At 59.5% G+C, this 16,996-nt stretch carries 19 protein-coding genes; 9 read left to right on the top strand and 10 right to left on the bottom strand.

Annotated features, from left to right (window positions below; genetic code table 11):
- Positions 1-762 precede the first annotated feature (762 nt).
- Together V8J82_RS22525 and V8J82_RS22530 are read right to left on the bottom strand one after the other, a co-directional pair.
- Positions 763-1,089 carry an ArsR/SmtB family transcription factor gene (locus V8J82_RS22525; RefSeq protein WP_339979084.1) on the bottom strand — a complete coding sequence of 109 codons (327 nt, stop codon included), beginning with the start codon at positions 1,087-1,089 and terminating at the stop codon, positions 763-765.
- A complete protein-coding gene (locus tag V8J82_RS22530) occupies positions 1,079-1,435 on the bottom strand; it encodes an SRPBCC domain-containing protein (RefSeq protein WP_339979230.1) in 357 nt (118 codons plus the stop codon). The genes V8J82_RS22525 and V8J82_RS22530 overlap by 11 nt, the downstream gene beginning before the upstream one ends.
- Positions 1,436-1,956: 521 nt before the next feature.
- Between V8J82_RS22530 and V8J82_RS22535 the strand changes: the two genes are divergently transcribed.
- Positions 1,957-2,244: a hypothetical protein gene (locus tag V8J82_RS22535; protein ID WP_339979087.1), complete on the top strand. Its 288-nt coding sequence runs from the start codon at positions 1,957-1,959 to the stop codon at positions 2,242-2,244.
- A gap of 350 nt (positions 2,245-2,594) precedes the next feature.
- Here V8J82_RS22535 and V8J82_RS22540 read toward each other — a convergent pair whose 3' ends face one another.
- Positions 2,595-2,750, bottom strand: a complete 156-nt coding sequence (locus V8J82_RS22540) for a hypothetical protein (RefSeq protein WP_339979089.1) — start codon at positions 2,748-2,750, stop codon at positions 2,595-2,597.
- Positions 2,751-2,822: 72 nt separating this feature from the next.
- The gene (locus V8J82_RS22545; protein ID WP_339979092.1) at positions 2,823-3,806 is read right to left on the bottom strand and encodes an aldo/keto reductase; all 984 of its coding nucleotides are present in this window, start codon (positions 3,804-3,806) and stop codon (positions 2,823-2,825) included.
- Positions 3,807-3,864: 58 nt separating this feature from the next.
- Between V8J82_RS22545 and V8J82_RS22550 the strand changes: the two genes are divergently transcribed.
- Positions 3,865-4,806, top strand: a complete 942-nt coding sequence (locus tag V8J82_RS22550; protein WP_339979094.1) for a LysR family transcriptional regulator — start codon at positions 3,865-3,867, stop codon at positions 4,804-4,806.
- 262 nt (positions 4,807-5,068) lie between these two features.
- Positions 5,069-5,917 carry an alpha/beta fold hydrolase gene (locus V8J82_RS22555; RefSeq protein ID WP_339979096.1) on the top strand — a complete coding sequence of 283 codons (849 nt, stop codon included), beginning with the start codon at positions 5,069-5,071 and terminating at the stop codon, positions 5,915-5,917.
- 230 nt (positions 5,918-6,147) lie between these two features.
- Here the strand turns inward: V8J82_RS22555 and V8J82_RS22560 are convergent, their stop codons facing one another.
- Genes V8J82_RS22560 through V8J82_RS22575 form a run of 4 tightly spaced genes read right to left on the bottom strand, consistent with a single transcriptional unit; the run spans position 6,148 to position 9,176 of the window.
- On the bottom strand, positions 6,148-6,771 hold the full coding sequence (locus V8J82_RS22560) for a ferric reductase-like transmembrane domain-containing protein (protein ID WP_339979099.1): 624 nt from the start codon (positions 6,769-6,771) through the stop codon (positions 6,148-6,150).
- Positions 6,768-7,262 (bottom strand): twin-arginine translocation pathway signal, encoded by a 495-nt coding sequence (locus tag V8J82_RS22565; protein WP_339979101.1) that lies wholly within the window; start codon positions 7,260-7,262, stop codon positions 6,768-6,770. The genes V8J82_RS22560 and V8J82_RS22565 overlap by 4 nt, the downstream gene beginning before the upstream one ends.
- 34 nt (positions 7,263-7,296) lie before the next feature.
- On the bottom strand, positions 7,297-8,283 hold the full coding sequence (locus tag V8J82_RS22570; protein WP_339979104.1) for an MBL fold metallo-hydrolase: 987 nt from the start codon (positions 8,281-8,283) through the stop codon (positions 7,297-7,299).
- A gap of 23 nt (positions 8,284-8,306) precedes the next feature.
- Positions 8,307-9,176, bottom strand: coding sequence for an NmrA family NAD(P)-binding protein (locus tag V8J82_RS22575; protein ID WP_339979106.1), 870 nt, complete (start codon positions 9,174-9,176; stop codon positions 8,307-8,309).
- A gap of 103 nt (positions 9,177-9,279) precedes the next feature.
- Between V8J82_RS22575 and V8J82_RS22580 the strand changes: the two genes are divergently transcribed.
- Entirely contained in the window at positions 9,280-10,212 is a 933-nt protein-coding gene (locus V8J82_RS22580) for an AraC family transcriptional regulator (protein ID WP_339979108.1), read from the top strand.
- Here V8J82_RS22580 and V8J82_RS22585 read toward each other — a convergent pair.
- Positions 10,209-11,225: a serine hydrolase domain-containing protein gene (locus V8J82_RS22585; RefSeq protein WP_339979111.1), complete on the bottom strand. Its 1,017-nt coding sequence runs from the start codon at positions 11,223-11,225 to the stop codon at positions 10,209-10,211. The genes V8J82_RS22580 and V8J82_RS22585 overlap by 4 nt on opposite strands.
- A gap of 31 nt (positions 11,226-11,256) precedes the next feature.
- Positions 11,257-11,832: a cytochrome b gene (locus V8J82_RS22590; protein WP_339979113.1), complete on the bottom strand. Its 576-nt coding sequence runs from the start codon at positions 11,830-11,832 to the stop codon at positions 11,257-11,259.
- A 648-nt stretch (positions 11,833-12,480) separates the two neighbouring features.
- Between V8J82_RS22590 and V8J82_RS22595 the strand changes: the two genes are divergently transcribed.
- The 5 genes from V8J82_RS22595 (at position 12,481) to V8J82_RS22615 (ending at position 16,789) form a co-directional block, all read left to right on the top strand.
- Positions 12,481-13,092, top strand: a complete 612-nt coding sequence (locus V8J82_RS22595; protein ID WP_339979115.1) for a LysE family translocator — start codon at positions 12,481-12,483, stop codon at positions 13,090-13,092.
- Positions 13,093-13,231: 139 nt separating this feature from the next.
- Positions 13,232-14,386 carry an ABC transporter substrate-binding protein gene (locus V8J82_RS22600; protein ID WP_339979117.1) on the top strand — a complete coding sequence of 385 codons (1,155 nt, stop codon included), beginning with the start codon at positions 13,232-13,234 and terminating at the stop codon, positions 14,384-14,386.
- Positions 14,387-14,461: 75 nt separating this feature from the next.
- On the top strand, positions 14,462-15,535 hold the full coding sequence (locus tag V8J82_RS22605) for a FecCD family ABC transporter permease (RefSeq protein ID WP_339979119.1): 1,074 nt from the start codon (positions 14,462-14,464) through the stop codon (positions 15,533-15,535).
- Complete coding sequence (locus tag V8J82_RS22610) at positions 15,532-16,299, top strand: ABC transporter ATP-binding protein (protein WP_339979121.1); 768 nt, start codon at positions 15,532-15,534, stop codon at positions 16,297-16,299. The genes V8J82_RS22605 and V8J82_RS22610 overlap by 4 nt, the downstream gene beginning before the upstream one ends.
- Positions 16,289-16,789 (top strand): pseudoazurin, encoded by a 501-nt coding sequence (locus tag V8J82_RS22615; protein ID WP_339979123.1) that lies wholly within the window; start codon positions 16,289-16,291, stop codon positions 16,787-16,789. The genes V8J82_RS22610 and V8J82_RS22615 overlap by 11 nt, the downstream gene beginning before the upstream one ends.
- Positions 16,790-16,996: the final 207 nt, after the last annotated feature.

Below are 16,996 nucleotides of genomic sequence, written 5' to 3' on the forward strand. Positions count from 1 at the left end.
ATTAGGTTTTCGGACTCTACTGGATCAAGAATTAGACCCCAGAGACGTATCTCACCGACAGTATCAAACTCCAAACTACCTAGTGATTTTACTCGCTCAACACTTGCTACAAAACCTGCGAAGCGTCATTGATCGTACCGTATCTGCCAGGGCGGGATCAGATGGTGGGTCTTTTGATGATTAGTCTGACAGATAATGTTCGGATTGCCGAGAACACAAACATCGAACGAGAAGCCATTCCGCTACGCCCCTTGCTGCCCCAGTAGCTTGATAGGCTGCCGACGCTTCCGGCCGAACGCCAAAGTCAGATTTGTTAAGCGTCGGTCTCACACACCGAAACAACGCGAGGGCTTTCCAGAGCAGAGCTCCAGTAACGCTCATATGTCTTCAGCCGAGGCGCCAGAGTTGGTTTGAGGATATCTACAATTTTGCTGTCGTGCTTCTAACCGCCGACACGGGATTTGGTGATGATGTTGGCTGAGTGCAAGACAATCAGGTATCCGAGATATCCGATACGACCAGTGTCTCTTGGCACTTTGTTTGAGGACCAGCCTCCTGTTGCTTTTGGTCTCAAACAGCCAAGACCGAGTTTCTCCCGGAAGAATTAGACGAGGACCTATCGAGATTCAGGATGCAGTCTACTCGATATTTGTTTTTCGATTCAGCTAAAGCCCGGTAGTAGACGTGGGTTGAGAGCGCCACAGATCGGTCGGAGAACAATTTGCCATCGCCTCACGCGGAGCCGCATTCGGTTTTGCTATTTTAGGCAGGGCGCTCCGACGCATCGCGAAGCCGTTCAAGGGCAGATGTCCAATAGCGCTCATACTTGCTGAGCCAAGGTGCCAGACTTTCTTCGAGAGCTTTCGCATTGACGCTGTAATACTGATGGCGACCGTCTCGGGTTGCTGTCACGAGGTCTGCTGCGCGCAAGACCATCAGGTGTTTCGATATTCCAGAGGTCACAAGCTCTGGAAAGGCTTTCCCGATGTCGTTGACAGCTAACGACTCCTTCTCAGACAGAAGATCCAGAATTCGTCTACGTGTTGGGTCTGCCAACACACGGAAAAGCTCGTCCGTATCAAGCGGCATGTGCCTGATCCGTCACGCTAGCCAAACGCTCAAGCAACTTATGCCGATCTACGCCCACCTCATAAGCCGCCTCAGTGTCCCGCCAAGTCTCGGTTCCGATACCGGGGAAGCCGCCATGGGTCAGCACAACATGTGTTCCAATCGCGGTCGGCCGAAGCTCGATAATGAGATGCGCAGGATGCGTCCACGTGCTACTGGTCTCCATCCATGAGAGCACAATCCGACCTTCCGGTACCAATTCCAACACAACACCAGTGATCTCGCTTTTGTCGTCGCCACCGGTCATCCGGTACGCTCCGCCGACTTGCAGATCGATTTCCAGATCCTCGCTGAGCCAACTGCGCAGAGCATCCTAGGACGCTAGGTTCTTCCAGACCACGCTGGGTGAGGCCTTTATATGAATTTGACGGGTCACGTTGGGCATGCCGGGCTCCTTCATTCGAATCATATTACTGTACGGTAAGATAATGAAGATACCTCACAAGAATAACACTCCCTCTCGATAGAAGACCTTCGCAGCAATCCAAGAGTTTCAAGCGTGTGTCTAGATTGCTCATAAAGAGCTTCGTGAGATCGCCCCCGGTAGAAACTCAAAGCAATCACCGCGCAGTACAAAGCCCAGCCCCGCGCACATTGCCGACTTTGCAAAGTTGCAAGCAACCACCTGTCTTCGAACAGAGCGAACACATGCCGGTTTGCTTAGAACAACCACTTTGGGTCGGCGACGTCCTGTTGGACCTGCTACCCTTGGATTTCGACTTGAGTTTCGGTTGATCAACAATCAAGAGAGCGATGATATGAGATACTCGGTAATTCTACTAATCGTTGCGACCATTGGGTCTTCTGGAGGGATGGTATTTGCCGGTGATGGCGGCGACGGAGGCGATGGAGGAAGCTGTGCTGACGGCGCCAATTGTGATGGCGGTGATGGCGGTAGTGGAGGCTCGGGTGGTGCCGGTGGTGATGGGGGGCACGGAGGAACTAACGGCAACGCAGGATTGCCAGGATGCGACGGCGGCACTGCGCCTTCGCCGGATGGAAACTTCTACATCCCGGGAACCACGCAAGAGTGCAATCCCAGCGACGCTGACCTTGAGCAGCTTGAACAATAGATCAAGCAGAGCGATCGTCGTAGGGACATTGGCCGTGATCTGATCGAGGTTCAGTCTGGCTTGAGCCTAATGAGTGTTGCTTGGCCTTCCAACTGGCGTAACAGCGCTGAAAACGAACTTGCCGCTCATCGAACCGGTCATCGGAAAACGCGCATGGCAGGCGGCGCTCCTTCGCATAAACGACAAAAGCATCAGATTGCAGACGAGAGCCCGAACTGCTGGACGCTGCAACATGAACGAGCGGCGGATTTTGCGGAGGCGCGGCAAAAGTAGGGCTGTATTCAATATGACATGGGCTGCCTTACCGAACCGCGTGAACAGTTTCGCCGACGCTATTGCAATGTGCGAACCTCCCAGCTGGTTTTGCCGAAAGCTTACATCCAACGGCGTGAATTAGTATTCCTCATCCAGCAGGCTTGCCGCCCAACCGGTTGCCAAATCGGTCAGCGGCACAAGTTGCTCATAGATACTGCGTCCGATCGGGGTGACGGCGTAACCCAAGATCAGTTCTGCATCGTCTCGTGAGAATGCGTTGAGGTTCGCATGCACCTTTAGCAGGTGCGCCCAGCTGCAGCTTGTCCAGCAAAGCCAACGCCTCCGACAACGGTTCAAGAGACCGGCTCATGCATCGACCCCTTTCATGCCCTCTTCGGTGTAGCGAGCACCGGATACCGGGAGATCTTTAAGCCCCTGTTCGATCTCCTCAAGGTCCGCACCGCTCAGAGTTACGTCAACAGCAGCGCAGTTGTCACGCAGGTAGCCAATTCGCTTTGTGCCAGGGATCGGAACGATGTCATCGCCCTGCGCCAGCAACCACGCCAGTGAGAGTTGGGCCGAAGTGCAGCCCTTGCGCGCGGCGATCCGGCCTACCAGATCCGCGATGCGTTTGTTGGACGCCACGGCCTCCGTCTGAAATCGCGGCAATGAGGCGCGGAAGTCTCCATCCTGGAACCCGGCTCCATCCTGGAACCGCCCGGTGAGAAAACCGCGCCCAAGCGGCGAATAAGGTACAAACCCGATACCCAACTCACGGCAGGCGGGCAGAACCTCAGCTTCAATCCCGCGCGACCAAAGAGAGTATTCCGTCTGCACGGCAGTGATTGGATGAACAGCATGGGCACGACGCAGGGTCGTGGCACTGACCTCGCAAAGGCCGAGCCGGTCGATCTTACCTTCATCGACCAGTCGCGAGAGGCCGCCCATCGTCTCCTCAATGTCCTGTTCCTGGTCGATCCTATGCACACAGTAGAGGTCAATCCGTTCCACTCCGAGCCGCTTCAGCGAACCCTCGCAGGCCTGTCTCGCATAGTCTGGGCTGTTATTGAGACTGCGCCGGTATTCGCCAGGCGCGCGTACGATCCCGAACTTGGTAGCGATTTTCGGGCGAACCTTCGACTGCGCGAGAAACGCGCCGATCAGCTCTTCATTGTGGTGCGGCCCGTACATGTCGGCGGTGTCGAGAAAGTCGATCCCTAGAGCGATCGCCTCGTGGAGAACCCGCATCGACACCTCGTCGTCGCGCGGGCCGTAAAACTCGCTCATGCCCATGCAGCCGAGGCCGATGGCCGAAACCGCGAAGCCGCCACCCAACATTCGAAGTTCCATGCCATTCTCCGTTACAGATTGTCTTGTCCGATGACGTGAGAACTGGCACTTCCAGTTAGTGAAAAATACAGATCAAAACGGCAATGAGGTTTCCAAAATCGGAAAGCCGCGCAGAAGTGCCTTCGTCTGGGACGATATACGTGCCTTTTTGGCTGTGGCCCGCGCGCGCACTTTGAGCGGCGCGGCCGAGAGCATGGGCCTCGGACTTGCCACGGTCTCTCGCCGCATCGAACGCCTGGAAACGGCGCTCGGTCAACCGCTCTTCCTCCGACAACAGTCAGGCTACAGATTGACCGACGAGGGCACCGCCTTGTTGGAACGGGCTGAAGAGATGGAGGCGGCGGCCCTGTCGCTCTCCTCCGGGCTTCGACAGGAGGCAAGTGTTTCGGGCGTTGTGCGATTGGCCACGGCGGAAAATCTCGCGACCGGCATAATCCTTCCGGAGCTTCCGCGGCTCCAGGCAAAGTATCCGCGAATGACGCTGGAGATCATAACGGACATCGCCACGGTCAACTTGCACCGCCGCGATGCTGACATAGCGCTTCGCATGGTGAAACCCGAACGCGGCAACGTCACGCTACAACGATTGGGAACACTGGGCTACGGCTTATACGGTGCGCCGAGCTACATCGCTGCGCGAAAGCAAGCGATGGATGCGAACGCGTTCGACGATGATGATTTCGTCGGCTGGTCTGACTCTTTTGCGAGTCTTCCAGCGGCCCAGTGGATCGAAAGGGTCCTGAAAAGCCGTGCACCTACGGTCACGACAACTTCGCTTGCCACCCAAATCGCTGCTTGCGCGAGCGGCCTTGGGCTCGCTGTTTTGCCGCATGTTCTGGCCAAATCCCGTGGTCTCATTTGTCTCGAACGCGACCTTGGGATCGATCAATCGATCTGGCTCGTAACCCAGTCTGATCTTGCCCAGTCTAGCCGGATTCGCGTGGTCGCTGATTTCCTTCGCGACCTCGTCAATAAACACGCCATCGAACTGAGCGGATGACCTTAGCGCATATGTCGGCGAAGGTCAGCTTCGAGAGGAGATAGCTGTCATTTCCGCATGATGCGGCATCTGTGAGGATGGGCTCACAGCCGCCGTTGGTGTCCATCGCCCGTTTTATCAGGCTGCATCATGACGCGCCCAAGAAACGTGCGGATGATCACAAACCTCAGACGGAGCGGCCTTTGAATTAGTCGACTGAAAGGTCCGCTTTCTGTCGTTACGGTGCGATTTTTTCACTCACTTACATTATAGCTTGAGCCTCATGGACTTGTTTGAATTTCGATCCTCGGACGAGCTGACTCTCCGCTATACCCGCAAGGGAAACGGGCCGCTCGTCATCGCCTTGCACGGGTTTCCCGATACGTTTCGGACATGGGATCAAATGGCGTCGAGGTTGGTCTCAGAGGGCTATACGTTTGTCGCCTTGGCGATGCGGGGATACGCACCGTCTGACATTTCTGAAACCGGGACCTACTCCATAGATCGCCTCGCTCTGGATGTATTGGAGCTGATAGATCATCTTCAGTGCGAAAAAGCGCTGATCATTGGCCATGACTGGGGTGCGTCAACCGCTTACGCGATTGCTGCATTGTACCCAGAGCGTGTAAGCCGAATCGTCACTTTTGCGATTGCGCCACTTGCCGTTGCACCAAGCGGTTGGCGAGAGCGTTGGGCACGCCCTCATAACATTTACCTGGGCTTTGGTGCCCTGTCAGATTGGTGGTTTCGTCGCGGAGATTTCCGAGAGATCGGGCGGCTCTACCGGCTATGGAGCCCAAATTGGGACGTGCCTACGCCCCATCTGAACAGAGTGGGCGACGCCTTAAGACCGCCGGAGCGCTCAAGAGCTGCGATTGAGTATTACCGGCTTGGGAAGACTGCACAGTCATCGAAGAGTTTAATTGCTCCCACGCATATACCTGCATTGATCGTGTATGGTGAGGACGAACCGGGCATTCGCAAAGCCGCGTTTCGAAGGGCTCTCAGTGCGGTTGGAGAGCACTCAAAACTGATTGAAATCGCCGGTGCGGGACACTGGCCACATCTCGAAGCATCAGAGCAGTGTTTCGCAGAAGTGAGTGATTTTATTTCGTCCCAACGGCAACCTTAACGTGCGAAGCGCTTGGCTGAAATCAGGAAAGCGGACGTTCACGCATTGGGCAGCATTAGACTGAATGGGCTCGGAACGGACATCCGCTGCACCAAGCTCCGACGACCGGAGCCAGCCCAAAGCAGACGTTGGTTCAAGAGTAAGATCAGGCTGTTACGCAGGATAAGGCGAGCTTTCGCTGCGACTGCGCCAAGGTCTGCTCTGCGTTGAGCATGTGCAATTGATGCAGACTATTTGGACTGATCTGTCTTCGGCTTCAGCGTCTTCAAGGTGAGAATACCCCGCAAGCTCTTTCGGTCCCAAATGCTCCAGACCGTCGCGGCAAGGACGAAAATGCAGAGGACAATTTTGGAAAGCTGCCCCATGGCGCCTTCGATCATCAGCGCGTGCAGAACGGTACCGACAATCGTCAGCGTCGCAAGAAAAACATGTCCGGTGCGAAACGCCCTTGGACCGAGCTGCTGGCGAAACCCGGCACAAATCGCAGCTCCAAAGGCAGACCACGTGGCGACCGCGCCCCAGATGCCGAACGGCGTGGGCGACCGAAACAGAAGGACGTCGATCACATCGGGCGGGCTGGTGATCCACAGACCGACAACGTGCAGGATGACTGCGACGACCAGTGCGATGCCAACCCATGCATGACCCCGCCGGGCAACCGGCCCCTTGACCAGCGCGCCGCTGATAAGAAGGGGCTGCAACAGAAGAAGCCCCAGCCCGACGATGCCTGCGAAGCCGCCGACAATATAGACCGGCTCACGCCATTCGAGCACGGGGCTGCTTGCGGCGATGGCGATTGGAACGCCAAGGACAAACGCGATCGCTGCCCATGCGAGGATCGCACGGCCCGTCATGCGGGACGGAGCACGAAGTTCACGCGAAGGCTCATATCGGACGCCGACGGCATGATCGGACGGAGGAACACGGTCTCGAACCCGCCGTCGTCGTACTCAGCATCGTAGGCGAGATGGCCGTGCGGTTGGCCGAAAGCGGGCACGATCTGCGGCATCTCGATGCGGAAAACGCCGTCCGCGTCGGAGAGGGTCGCGCCGTGGGACCTGGCGTCGCGTTCATGGCCTTCGGTCGTGTGGGCCCAGACCTGAATTCGACGTCCGGCAAGGGTGGCGCCGTCGCCCGCGCGGCGGACGGTACCTGTGGTCCAGAAGCCCCCGCCGCCGATCCGCTCCACGATCGGGGCACCTGGGCGGTAATTGTTGGCGCCGCCTCGCATGGTGAGCGTGGGCGCGAGACTTTGCGCGAGTGCGGGCCGGACAATGGTAGGCGCGGCGAGAAGTGCGGCGCCGGTCACGGAGATGGCGGTGCGGCGTGTGATGTGGCGGGTCATGTCAGGTCTCCTGTTGGTGGCTTCGATGATGTGGTCAGCGGGTGAGGTATTGCAGGGCGGGTTGGATGTAGCCTGCCTGTTCCCACGTCGGGTAGCGGCGGCGGATCTCCGCAACCATCGCGTCCAGATCGCCCCCGCCTGCAGCAATATCCTCCAGTGCGCCGAGGTAGCTACTCACGTCTTCCGGCAGTTCCGTGCCGCCCAGGTTGCCGTGGCCGGGTACGATGATCGTTGGGGCGAGGTCAGCGATCGCGCCAAGTGCAGTACGCCACGCGGGCAGGTCTATGTCGTCCGCGCCGATCAGGGGCGGGAAATAGGGCACGATGGGATAGATACGTTCCTCAATCAGGTCGCCCGCGAAGAGCACGCCTGCGTCCAGCAGGTGCACGATCTGATCGCCCGGCGAGTGCGCGAGGCCGACCGAGCGGAGCACGACCTGGCGACCGCCGAGATCGAGGCGGGTCTCCGTCCCGTTATAGGTCTGCGTCGGAGGCGTGATGTCGATGCCGTCGAGCAGGAACTGGTGTTCCGGCGGCAACACGCCCGCGCGGAAGCCGTCGAGCAGGGGCTGGCCTGCCCGAGCGAGGTGCTCGGCCTGCAGCGCGTTGTAGAAGATGCGTCCGGCGGCCGCGAAGACCTGGGCACCGAAGCCATGCTCGGGGTGAGCATGGGTCAGGGTCAGCACGATCTCCCGTCCCGGCGCGAGGCGGCGTGTTGTTTCCAGAACCGCCTCGGCGCTATCGATCCCGAGGCCACAATCGACCACCAACGCCCGCTCGGAGCCCACGATGATGCCCACATTGGGCACCAGTGGGATCCGACGGTCTGGGATCACGAAGACGCCGGGGGCGATCTCGGCCGGGTGCCGGGCGTCAATGGAGGGTTGCGGGTAAGATGTCGGCACGGACCCCTCGCCCTCGGTCTCCTGCGCGACACCCAGGAGTGGTGCGATGGACGCTGCGACCGCGACAGTGGAAAGGCTCAGCAATGTGCGGCGGTCGGTTGAAAGGTAGAAGCTCATGAGACGGTCTTTCGATTTTCGGATCAGACGAGAGCGGGACGCAGTTCGGCCTCGGCCCAACTGCGGAATGTCGTGGGCGAGGCGTCGCGCGACGCGCTAGGGACCATCTCGTCCAGTCCGGTCGCCTTGGCAGTCATCATCGCGGTGTAGTCGTGGATCATACCCTCCGACGCACCCATGCCCCGCAGCATCTCGGCGAAGGTGGGGACCGGGGTCTCATGAAACGCGATCTGGCGCCCCAGGACCTCCGAGAGGATTGCGGCCATCTCATTGTGGGACAGATCCTCGGGGCCGGGCATCGGAACCTCAGCCACGCCTTTCCAATCGGAGAGCAAAAGGCGGGACGCCTCGGCGGCCACATCAGCCTTGGCCACGAGCGGCATAGCTCGGTCCGCGGGTGCGGGCACATACAAGGCCCCGCCCCGGATCGCATCGAGCTGCCGCATCAGGTTGTCCATCAGCGAGGCGCAACAGAGTGCCCGGTAAGCTACGCCCGTGGCACCCATCAGATCGTCCATCGCAAGGCTGGCCGAGACTAGACCCGCCGGTCCGGGCCATCCCCGTCCGAGGGCCGAAATGCCAACCACATGGGTGACGCCCGACCCGGGCAGCGCCTCGACGAAAGGACGAGAGAACGTGACATATGCATCGTGGGCGTCCGGCGCGATGGGATTCCCAGGCGGAAGCCAGAACACGCGGTCGGGACCGTCAAGCGCCCGCCCGATCACGGCCGCGTCCGCATGGGAGCCTTCGATTACCTCGATCTGGCCCGCGACGGATTTGGACAATTTGCTCGCATCGCGCGCGACAACCCGAACGGACGCCTCGGCGTTCAACAAATGCTCCAACACGCGAGCGCCGATATCGCCTGTGGGCGTGGTGACAAGGATCATGGTAGCTCTCCAACTTGTTCAATCTTGATTTATGGGCGACAAGTGGAACGATATATGCGCAAGCGTGCGCGGTTCTCTCGTTATCGTTCGAAGGAGGCGCCCCATGGACCCACTTTCCGACATCGTTTCCCTGCTTCACCCGCATGACTGTGTTGCAGCCGGCTTCGATGCGGGCGGCGATTGGTCCATCCGGTTCGACGGGCATGAGGGACTGAAGTGTAATGCTGTACTGAAGGGCGCATGCTGGATCGCGGTCGAAGGATGCGACCCGGTCCGGCTAGAGGCGGGAGATTGTGCGATCCTGCCGCGCGGACGACCGTTTCTGCTCTCAGCGCGACCCTCAAGGGCCGGGATCGATGCGCAAATCCTCTACGAACCTGTCCGCCACGGGGGCACAGCAGTGTATGGGAACGGCGGCGACTTTTTCATGACCGGGGCACGCTTCCTGCTCGACGGCCCACCGGCCCGCACGCTGATGCGCGGCCTTGCGCCCCTCATCGTCGTCGGGCCCGGCCCTGAGCAGGAGACGATCCGCTGGATACTGGACCTGATGGCCGCAGAGTTGCGCAAGCCACGGCCCGGCAGTCCTCTAACCGTGACCCATCTTTCCCATGTCCTGCTTCTGCAGGTGCTGCGCGACCACCTCTCCGCCGCGGCGCAAGCGGGAACCGGCTGGCTCGCGGCGCTTGCCGAACCGCGCATCGCACCCGCAATCGCCGCAATCCACGACGATCCGGCCCGCGCATGGACCGTCGAGGCGCTTGCGGCGACAACGGTCTCCTCCCGCACCTCCTTCGCTGTTCGCTTCCGCAAAGTCACCGGACAGACACCAATCGAGTATCTGACCGAGTGGCGCATGCTGGTCGCCGCCGAACGGCTTCGGAGCACGCATATGCCCGTCGCAAGGATCGCCGCCGACGTCGGCTATACCTCCGAAAGCGCATTCGGTGCGGCATTCAAGCGCGTGATGGGACGCGCACCCCGGCGCTTCGCGAAGACAGGCGGCATCGAAGGCTGGCCACGCGACTCCGCTTAGCTCGCCCCGGCAGCGATCCGAGCGGCCGTATCAACAACAGCCATCAGATCTCCGAAGTATCCCCTCGATCGCGCTGGTCTATCCGGGTCGGATGTCGCCGCCATTGTGAGCCCCAATTCCGGCACGACGACAAGGAGCTGTCCGCCATAGCCCCGGCCATAGGCCACGCCGTGGCCACCGACACGCGTCAGGAACCAGCCGTAGCCGTAGCGATCTCCGGACCAGGGCGAGCGGGTCCGCGGCGTCCAAGACGTCGCGATCCAATCCGCCGGGATCACCTGATTGCCATTCCAAGCACCGCCTTGGCGAACCATCTCTCCTATGCGTGCAAGACCGCGCGGTGTCAGTCCCATCTGATTGCCGCCAAGATAGAGGCCCTGCGGATCTTGATCCCAACGTGGTATGTCGATGCCAAGCGGTTCAGCGAGCCAGTTTCTTGCCAAAGCGTGCAGGTCCTGACCGGTCGCGCGCGATAGAATGGCGCCGAGGACATGCCAACTCCCGGTCGAGTAGATAAACTGACCGCCCGGTCTGCCGTCCGGGGTATCAAGGACGTAGTCGACCCAGTTCGACGAAGACACCCAAGCGCCGTAGTTCGGCCCCGACGTTGGCGCCAACCCGGCCTGCATCGACAAAAGATTGCCAACGGTCAGGTCGTCTCGTGCATCCCCCGTGGGCGCTCGCCCCAAGAGTGGGAGGACAGGAGCATCGGGACCCGGCAGATGGCCAAGCTCGATCGCAACGCCGGCCATAAGTGCCACGAGCGTCTTCGACACTGATTTGACGTTGGTGATCCGGTCGAGACCGGGACCGCGCGGTGCAATGGCCAACACTTCCGTACCGTCCCGCATCACGATCAGCGAATGAAGTTGGTCTAGGGCGGCGGCGGATTGCCCCAGGGTCTCGAGATCAATCTCCTGCGCGCGCAAACGCGGGCCGAGAAACGGCGTGATGGAAGTCGCGGCAGCGGCGATGAACGTATGGCGGGTCAACGGCATTGGTTTCGGTTTCAAATTTACTGACAAGTTGGGTGGAGGCCAAGTGTCAAGAATGACCCTTGCGCCCTGACGTCATGCGGACGAGCGTGCCGTCGCGATCAATGAAATGGTGCTTTAGCGCGGCCCCGACATGGAGGATGAGCAAACCAAGGATAGCGAAGGGCGTGATCCCGTGGACCGCCCCCGTCGCCCTATTCAGCCAGCCGACTTCGCCGATGGATGGGATCAAGATCACGCCCCAAAGAATGACGTCAAAGCCGCCGGAGATCGTCATCAAGATGCCCGAGACGGGCATGGCGACAATGATGGTAAGCAGTGCGACGTGGACGGCTTTCGAGATGGCCTCCTGCCAGCGGGGCCTCGGGGCGGTCGGTTCGGGGAAGCCATTCGCCATTCGCCATGCCACTCTCCAAAAGCCGTAGGCCAGAACGAACGCACCAAAGAGCATATGCCAGGCGTAGAGCGCGAAAACTTGCTCCTCGCCGAGGCCCCCATAACCTATCACGAGGCCGATACCGAGCGCTATGAGGAACGCTGCGGCGGTCACCCAGTGATTGAACCGTGAGATACGGCCATAGCCGTTCTGCACGGAGTTGTATTCCGTCTGTGCAGGTCGATGCATTTCAATTCTCCTCGATTAGGGAAAGGCGGCATGATCGAGATGTGAGCGGCATGGAGTACGCGAAATGCGTGAACCGCCTCGATATTGTCGCCAACGTTCGGAGCTTTGCGATCTGTACGTTCGGTCACGCAAGCGGCGCCACCGCTAGGCGCCAGCTAGCTGCAGAAGGTCAGTAGCCTAGACATCTCGAACCAATCATGTTCGAAAGCTGATGTCGCCGCCGGGAACCTGCCGGTCGCGCCAACCCATGAACTTCTAAATGAAATGACTGCCGAGCTCCGCCTCCGACGTCACCGGCCAATAGGCCCGTTCGATAGTGGCGGCTCCATCGATGAAACAAGTAATTCTGTTTTAACCACGGGTGTCGTTCCGCTTGTCCAGTACGCGTCTGATCTGGACTCACTGGCGTCATCTGAGCAGAGGCAACATTTGATCAGTAGGTCGGGTTGGCCCGGTTGGGGACGGCCCATACCGGACATTCGCCTCATCAAGCCGATGCTGCGGTTGCAACCCGCACAGCGGACCTTCGCTGCAAGCGCAAAGCAACGGAAGCTGTGGACTCATAGATTGTGGGCGAAATGGAATTCCGCGCCATTTGATTGGCTGCCACCTTGATGCTGAGATGATTGATGGAGAAAAATTGGCTTTATGGAATATCTCGCTCTCATTCTGACAATTTTGTTCGTTGATCTTTGGGTGCTTGTAAGCCCAGGGCCAAACTTTGTGCTCATCAGCTCGGCGGCGGTCACTCAGTCGCGCGAGCATGCAATTTGGACTGCTTGCGGCATTGCGACGGGCTCATTCACATGGGCCGCAGCCGCTGCATTGGGGCTTGCCTCTGTTTTCGAGGTTTTTCCGGTTATTGGTCTTATCCTGAAGCTAGTCGGCGCGGCGTATCTGATCTATTTGGGCCTCACGCTCTTGCGATCTCAGGGGTTTCGGAGATTGCAGAAAAAGGCCGAAGACGGGCGAACAGGTTATTGGCGTGGTTTCCTAGTCAATATGACAAATCCAAAATCCGCCGCTTACTATGCAAGTGTGTTTGCCGCGTTTCTGACGCCGGACATGCCGGTTTGGGTGCTTGGTTTTCTTGTCAGCGCAATCGCATTGATGTCGTTGGCATGGCACCTGTTGCTTGCCATTGGCTTATCCGCGGCTGCGCTGCGGTCGAGGTATATCGCGTTTTCCAAGTACATAGACCGTCTGTGCGGCGGTTTGCTTGTTGTTCTCGGTCTCCGACTGGCGTGTGACAGCCGGTAGCGTTCTGCCGCGGTTCCGGCATCGACGGGACATTCGACAACGGCAAGGCGTTCCCAGGATCAAATATCTTACTAAAAGACTCGACAATCAGTTGTCAGAGAATTATCCAGCTCCCACATCACCTAAACGGAGATCGCTCATGTCGTTCCAGACACGTATCAGCGGCTTCCTTGGTGCTATAGCAGCAAGCGCGACCCTTGTTGTCGCGTCCGCCCCTGATGCTCAAGCCGAAGCCTTCACCCTCACCGATATTGCCGGCCGCGAGGTCACCTTGCCTGACCGGCCCACCCGCATCGTCCTTGGCGAAGGGCGGATGATGTATTCCATCGCCGCCATCGAAGACGGCAACCCGTTCGAGAATATCGTCGGCTGGAAAGACGACCTGATCCTTTACGACCCCGACGCCTTCCGCCGGTTCGAGGAGGCCTTCCCCGAAGACACCGCGCGTCTGGTGAACTTCGGCAATCCGTATTCGGGCGATTTCAGCATTGAAACGGTACTGCAGAACGAAGCGGATCTGGTGCTACTGGAGCTTGGCGGCCTATTCAACGCCGAAGAGACTGGCCTAATCGAGCGCCTGGATGAGGCGGGCGTGCCTGTCGTTTTCGTTGATTTCCGGCGCAATGCGACCGAGAACACCGTGCCTTCGCTTCTAATCCTTGGGCGCATTCTAGGTGAAGAGGCCAACGCAGCCGAATTCATCGACTTTTACATCGCCGAGATGCGTCGCGTCACCAATGTCGTGGACGGCATCCCCGCCGAGGAGCGTCCGCTCGTTGTGATGGATAACGCCGCTGGATGGCAGCAGGACTTCTGCTGCTGGTCGTTCGGCCCTTACAACTATGGCCGCTTCATCGAGCTGGCTGGTGGCGTCAACATGGGCTCGCTTTTGGGCAACCACTATTCGATCGACCTGACGATGGAAGGCATCATTGCCGCTGACCCAGACGTGATCGTGGGCACCGGCGCGAATTGGGCCGAAGCGCGTCCAGAGGTGACGGCGACTCTTCTGGGGTATGAAGGCGATCCCGCCGAAAACCAGGAACGCCTTGCCGCCCTTGCTGCGCGCCCGGGTTTCGACACGCTCCGCGCAACGCAAGAAGGTCGGTTCCACTCGATCTATCACCAGTTCTACAACTCTCCGTACCACTTCGTAGCGATCCAACAGCTAGCGCAGTGGATCCACCCCGAGGAGTTCCCGGACCTCGACGTGGAAGACACTATGACCCGTCTGCATGATCGGTTCCTGCCCTTTGATTACGAGGGACAGTTCTGGGTCAGCTTGTCGAACTGACGAGCGGACCATAGCGGCGGCCCAGTACCACTTCGGGCCGCCGCCAATCTTTCTTCCCACAAGGCTACTTTCCCCATGACCGACGCCCCCGCGCCTCAGACCGGCGTTGCGGACATCGCCCGCGGCTACCGCAAATCCATCGCCAAGCGCCTGATAATCGTCAGCGGCGCAGCGGCTATCCTGTGTCTGACCATCCTCGTTGACATCGTCTCTGGCCCCTTTGACGCAAGCATCGGTCGGGTGCTTCAGGTCATCCTGAACCCGTCCGTCGCCACGGTGAACGAAGATGTCGTGATTTGGGACCTCCGCCTTCCGGTTGCGCTTATGGCTGTGGCGGTTGGTGCGATGCTCGGTGTCGCAGGAGCCGAGATGCAGACAATACTCAACAACCCTCTGGCTGATCCTTTCACCCTCGGCCTTTCATCCGCCGCCAGCTTTGGCGCAGCACTGGCAATCGTCTTGGGTTGGTCAATCATCCCGGGCGTCGGCGGCCTGTTTGTGACTGTGAACGCCTTCATCCTTGCAATGGTTACGTCTCTTGGCCTCTTCGCCTTCACCCGATTGCGCGGCGTCTCGCCCGAGGCGATGATCCTTGTGGGCATCGCGATGCTCTTCACATTCAACGCGCTCTTGATGTTTCTGCAATACGGCGCGACTGAGCTGCAATTGGCGCAGCTGATCTTCTGGCAAATGGGCTCGCTTGCCCGCGCGACATGGGAGAAGGTCGGCATCTGCCTCCTCGTGCTGGCAATCGTCATGCCGTATTTCTTGTGGAAATCCTGGGCGCTGACCGCCCTGCGGATGGGCGAGGACAAGGCCGCAGCTCTCGGCGTGAACGTCAGCGCGTTGCGTCTGGGTGTGCTGGCTGGCGTCTCTCTGCTGTCCGCCGTGGCCGTGTCCTTTGTGGGCGCCATCGCCTTTGTGGGCCTGGTGGGGCCGCACATCGCGCGGATGGTGGTGGGCGAGGATCAACGCGGCTTCCTGCCCCTGTCCGCGCTCTGCGGCGGGCTGATCTTGTCGGGCACGTCGATCCTGTCGAAGTCGATCACACCGGGGATCGTCTATCCCATCGGCATGATCACCTCACTCATCGGTATCCCGTTCTTCATCTCACTGATCCTCACCCAACGCAAAAGGCACTGGCAATGACCGGGTTACGCGCCGAAGGGCTGCAATTTTCCTATGGCAAACGTTTGATCCTTCGGGACATGGGCTTTGCGCCGCTTCAGCCGGGCAAGCTGACCGCGCTTATCGGGCCGAATGCCTCGGGCAAATCCACGCTGTTCCGGGTAATTGCGGACCTCCTGCGGCCTAGCGCCGGGGCGGTACATCTGGGGGATCTGGACCTGCGAACGCTGTCCAGCCGCAAACGCCTGCAACAGGTCTGCTTCATGCCACAAATCTTTACGGCCAATGCCGCGCTGACGGTGTTTGACGTGGTGATGATGGCCCAGAAGCAACTGAAAGGTTGGCGCGTCAGCGGTGAGGATATCGACGCCGTGGCCCGCGCCCTCGACACCGGTGGCATTGGGCATCTGGCCGAGGCCTATGTGTCCGAGCTCTCAGGCGGGCAATCGCAGATGGTTTCCGTCGTGCAGGCGCTGGTGCGCAACTCGGACGTGTATCTTTTTGACGAGCCGACTTCCGCCCTCGACCTGCGTCACCAGTTGGACGTCCTTGGCCGGATCAAGGACGCCATGGCCGAGCGGGGGACAATTGGGGTTGTCGCGCTTCATGACCTCAACCTTGCCGCGCGCTTTGCCGATCATCTGATCCTGCTCGGTGGCGGGCGCATCCTGGCGGAAGGGCCACCGGATGAGGTTCTGCGCTCTGCCGCGATTTCCGAAACTTATGGTGTTGATATCGAAATCACCCGAGGCCCCAGAGAGGATTTGCTTGTCCATGCCTATTGACCCCAACCGCCGCACGTTCATCCTGACCGCCAGCGCCTTCGGCAGCGCCGTTGCCGGGGCCTCTGGCATGGCGTTTGCCAATGTGACGCCCTCAACCGAGGCCGGTGCGCACGCGATCATGATGCTCAACGCGGCCTGTGGCGATGACCAAAGCCCGAATGTGTTCGAACCCCCGATCTTGCGCGTCAACGTGGGTGATGTCGTGACCTTCGTGCCCACAGACGAAGGCCACAACACCGCCTCGCGCCGGGGCATGATCCCAGAGGGCGCAGAGGCATGGAACGGTGGCATCGACGAGGCCGTCACGATGGAGCTGACTGTGCCCGGTGTATACGGCTACGTCTGTACACCACACTACGAGGTCGGCATGGTCGGACTGATTGTCGTGGGCGACGATCTGTCAAACTTGGAAGCTGTTCGGGCTGTTCGACAACGCGGCCAAGCGCGCACAGCCTTTCACGAGCTCTTTGACGAGCTCGAAGTCGATTAAACCTAGAGCGGAACTGCAGTAGCACTCGCACTCCTGTATCGAAAAGCAGTATTTCCGGCCCAAAGGAGACATCCACCGGTCAGTAACAATGCTGCAGTGCGGCCCGTCGAACCTGCCATTCGCTGCGTGCGCAAAATCCAGGGATGATCGAACTCACGGATCGCCGATTAATTTACCGTTTGTTTCTGCCAACCGAATGTCAGCCAT

This window comes from Gymnodinialimonas mytili (assembly GCF_037544085.1).
GTDB classification, from domain to species: Bacteria; Pseudomonadota; Alphaproteobacteria; order Rhodobacterales; family Rhodobacteraceae; genus Gymnodinialimonas; species Gymnodinialimonas mytili.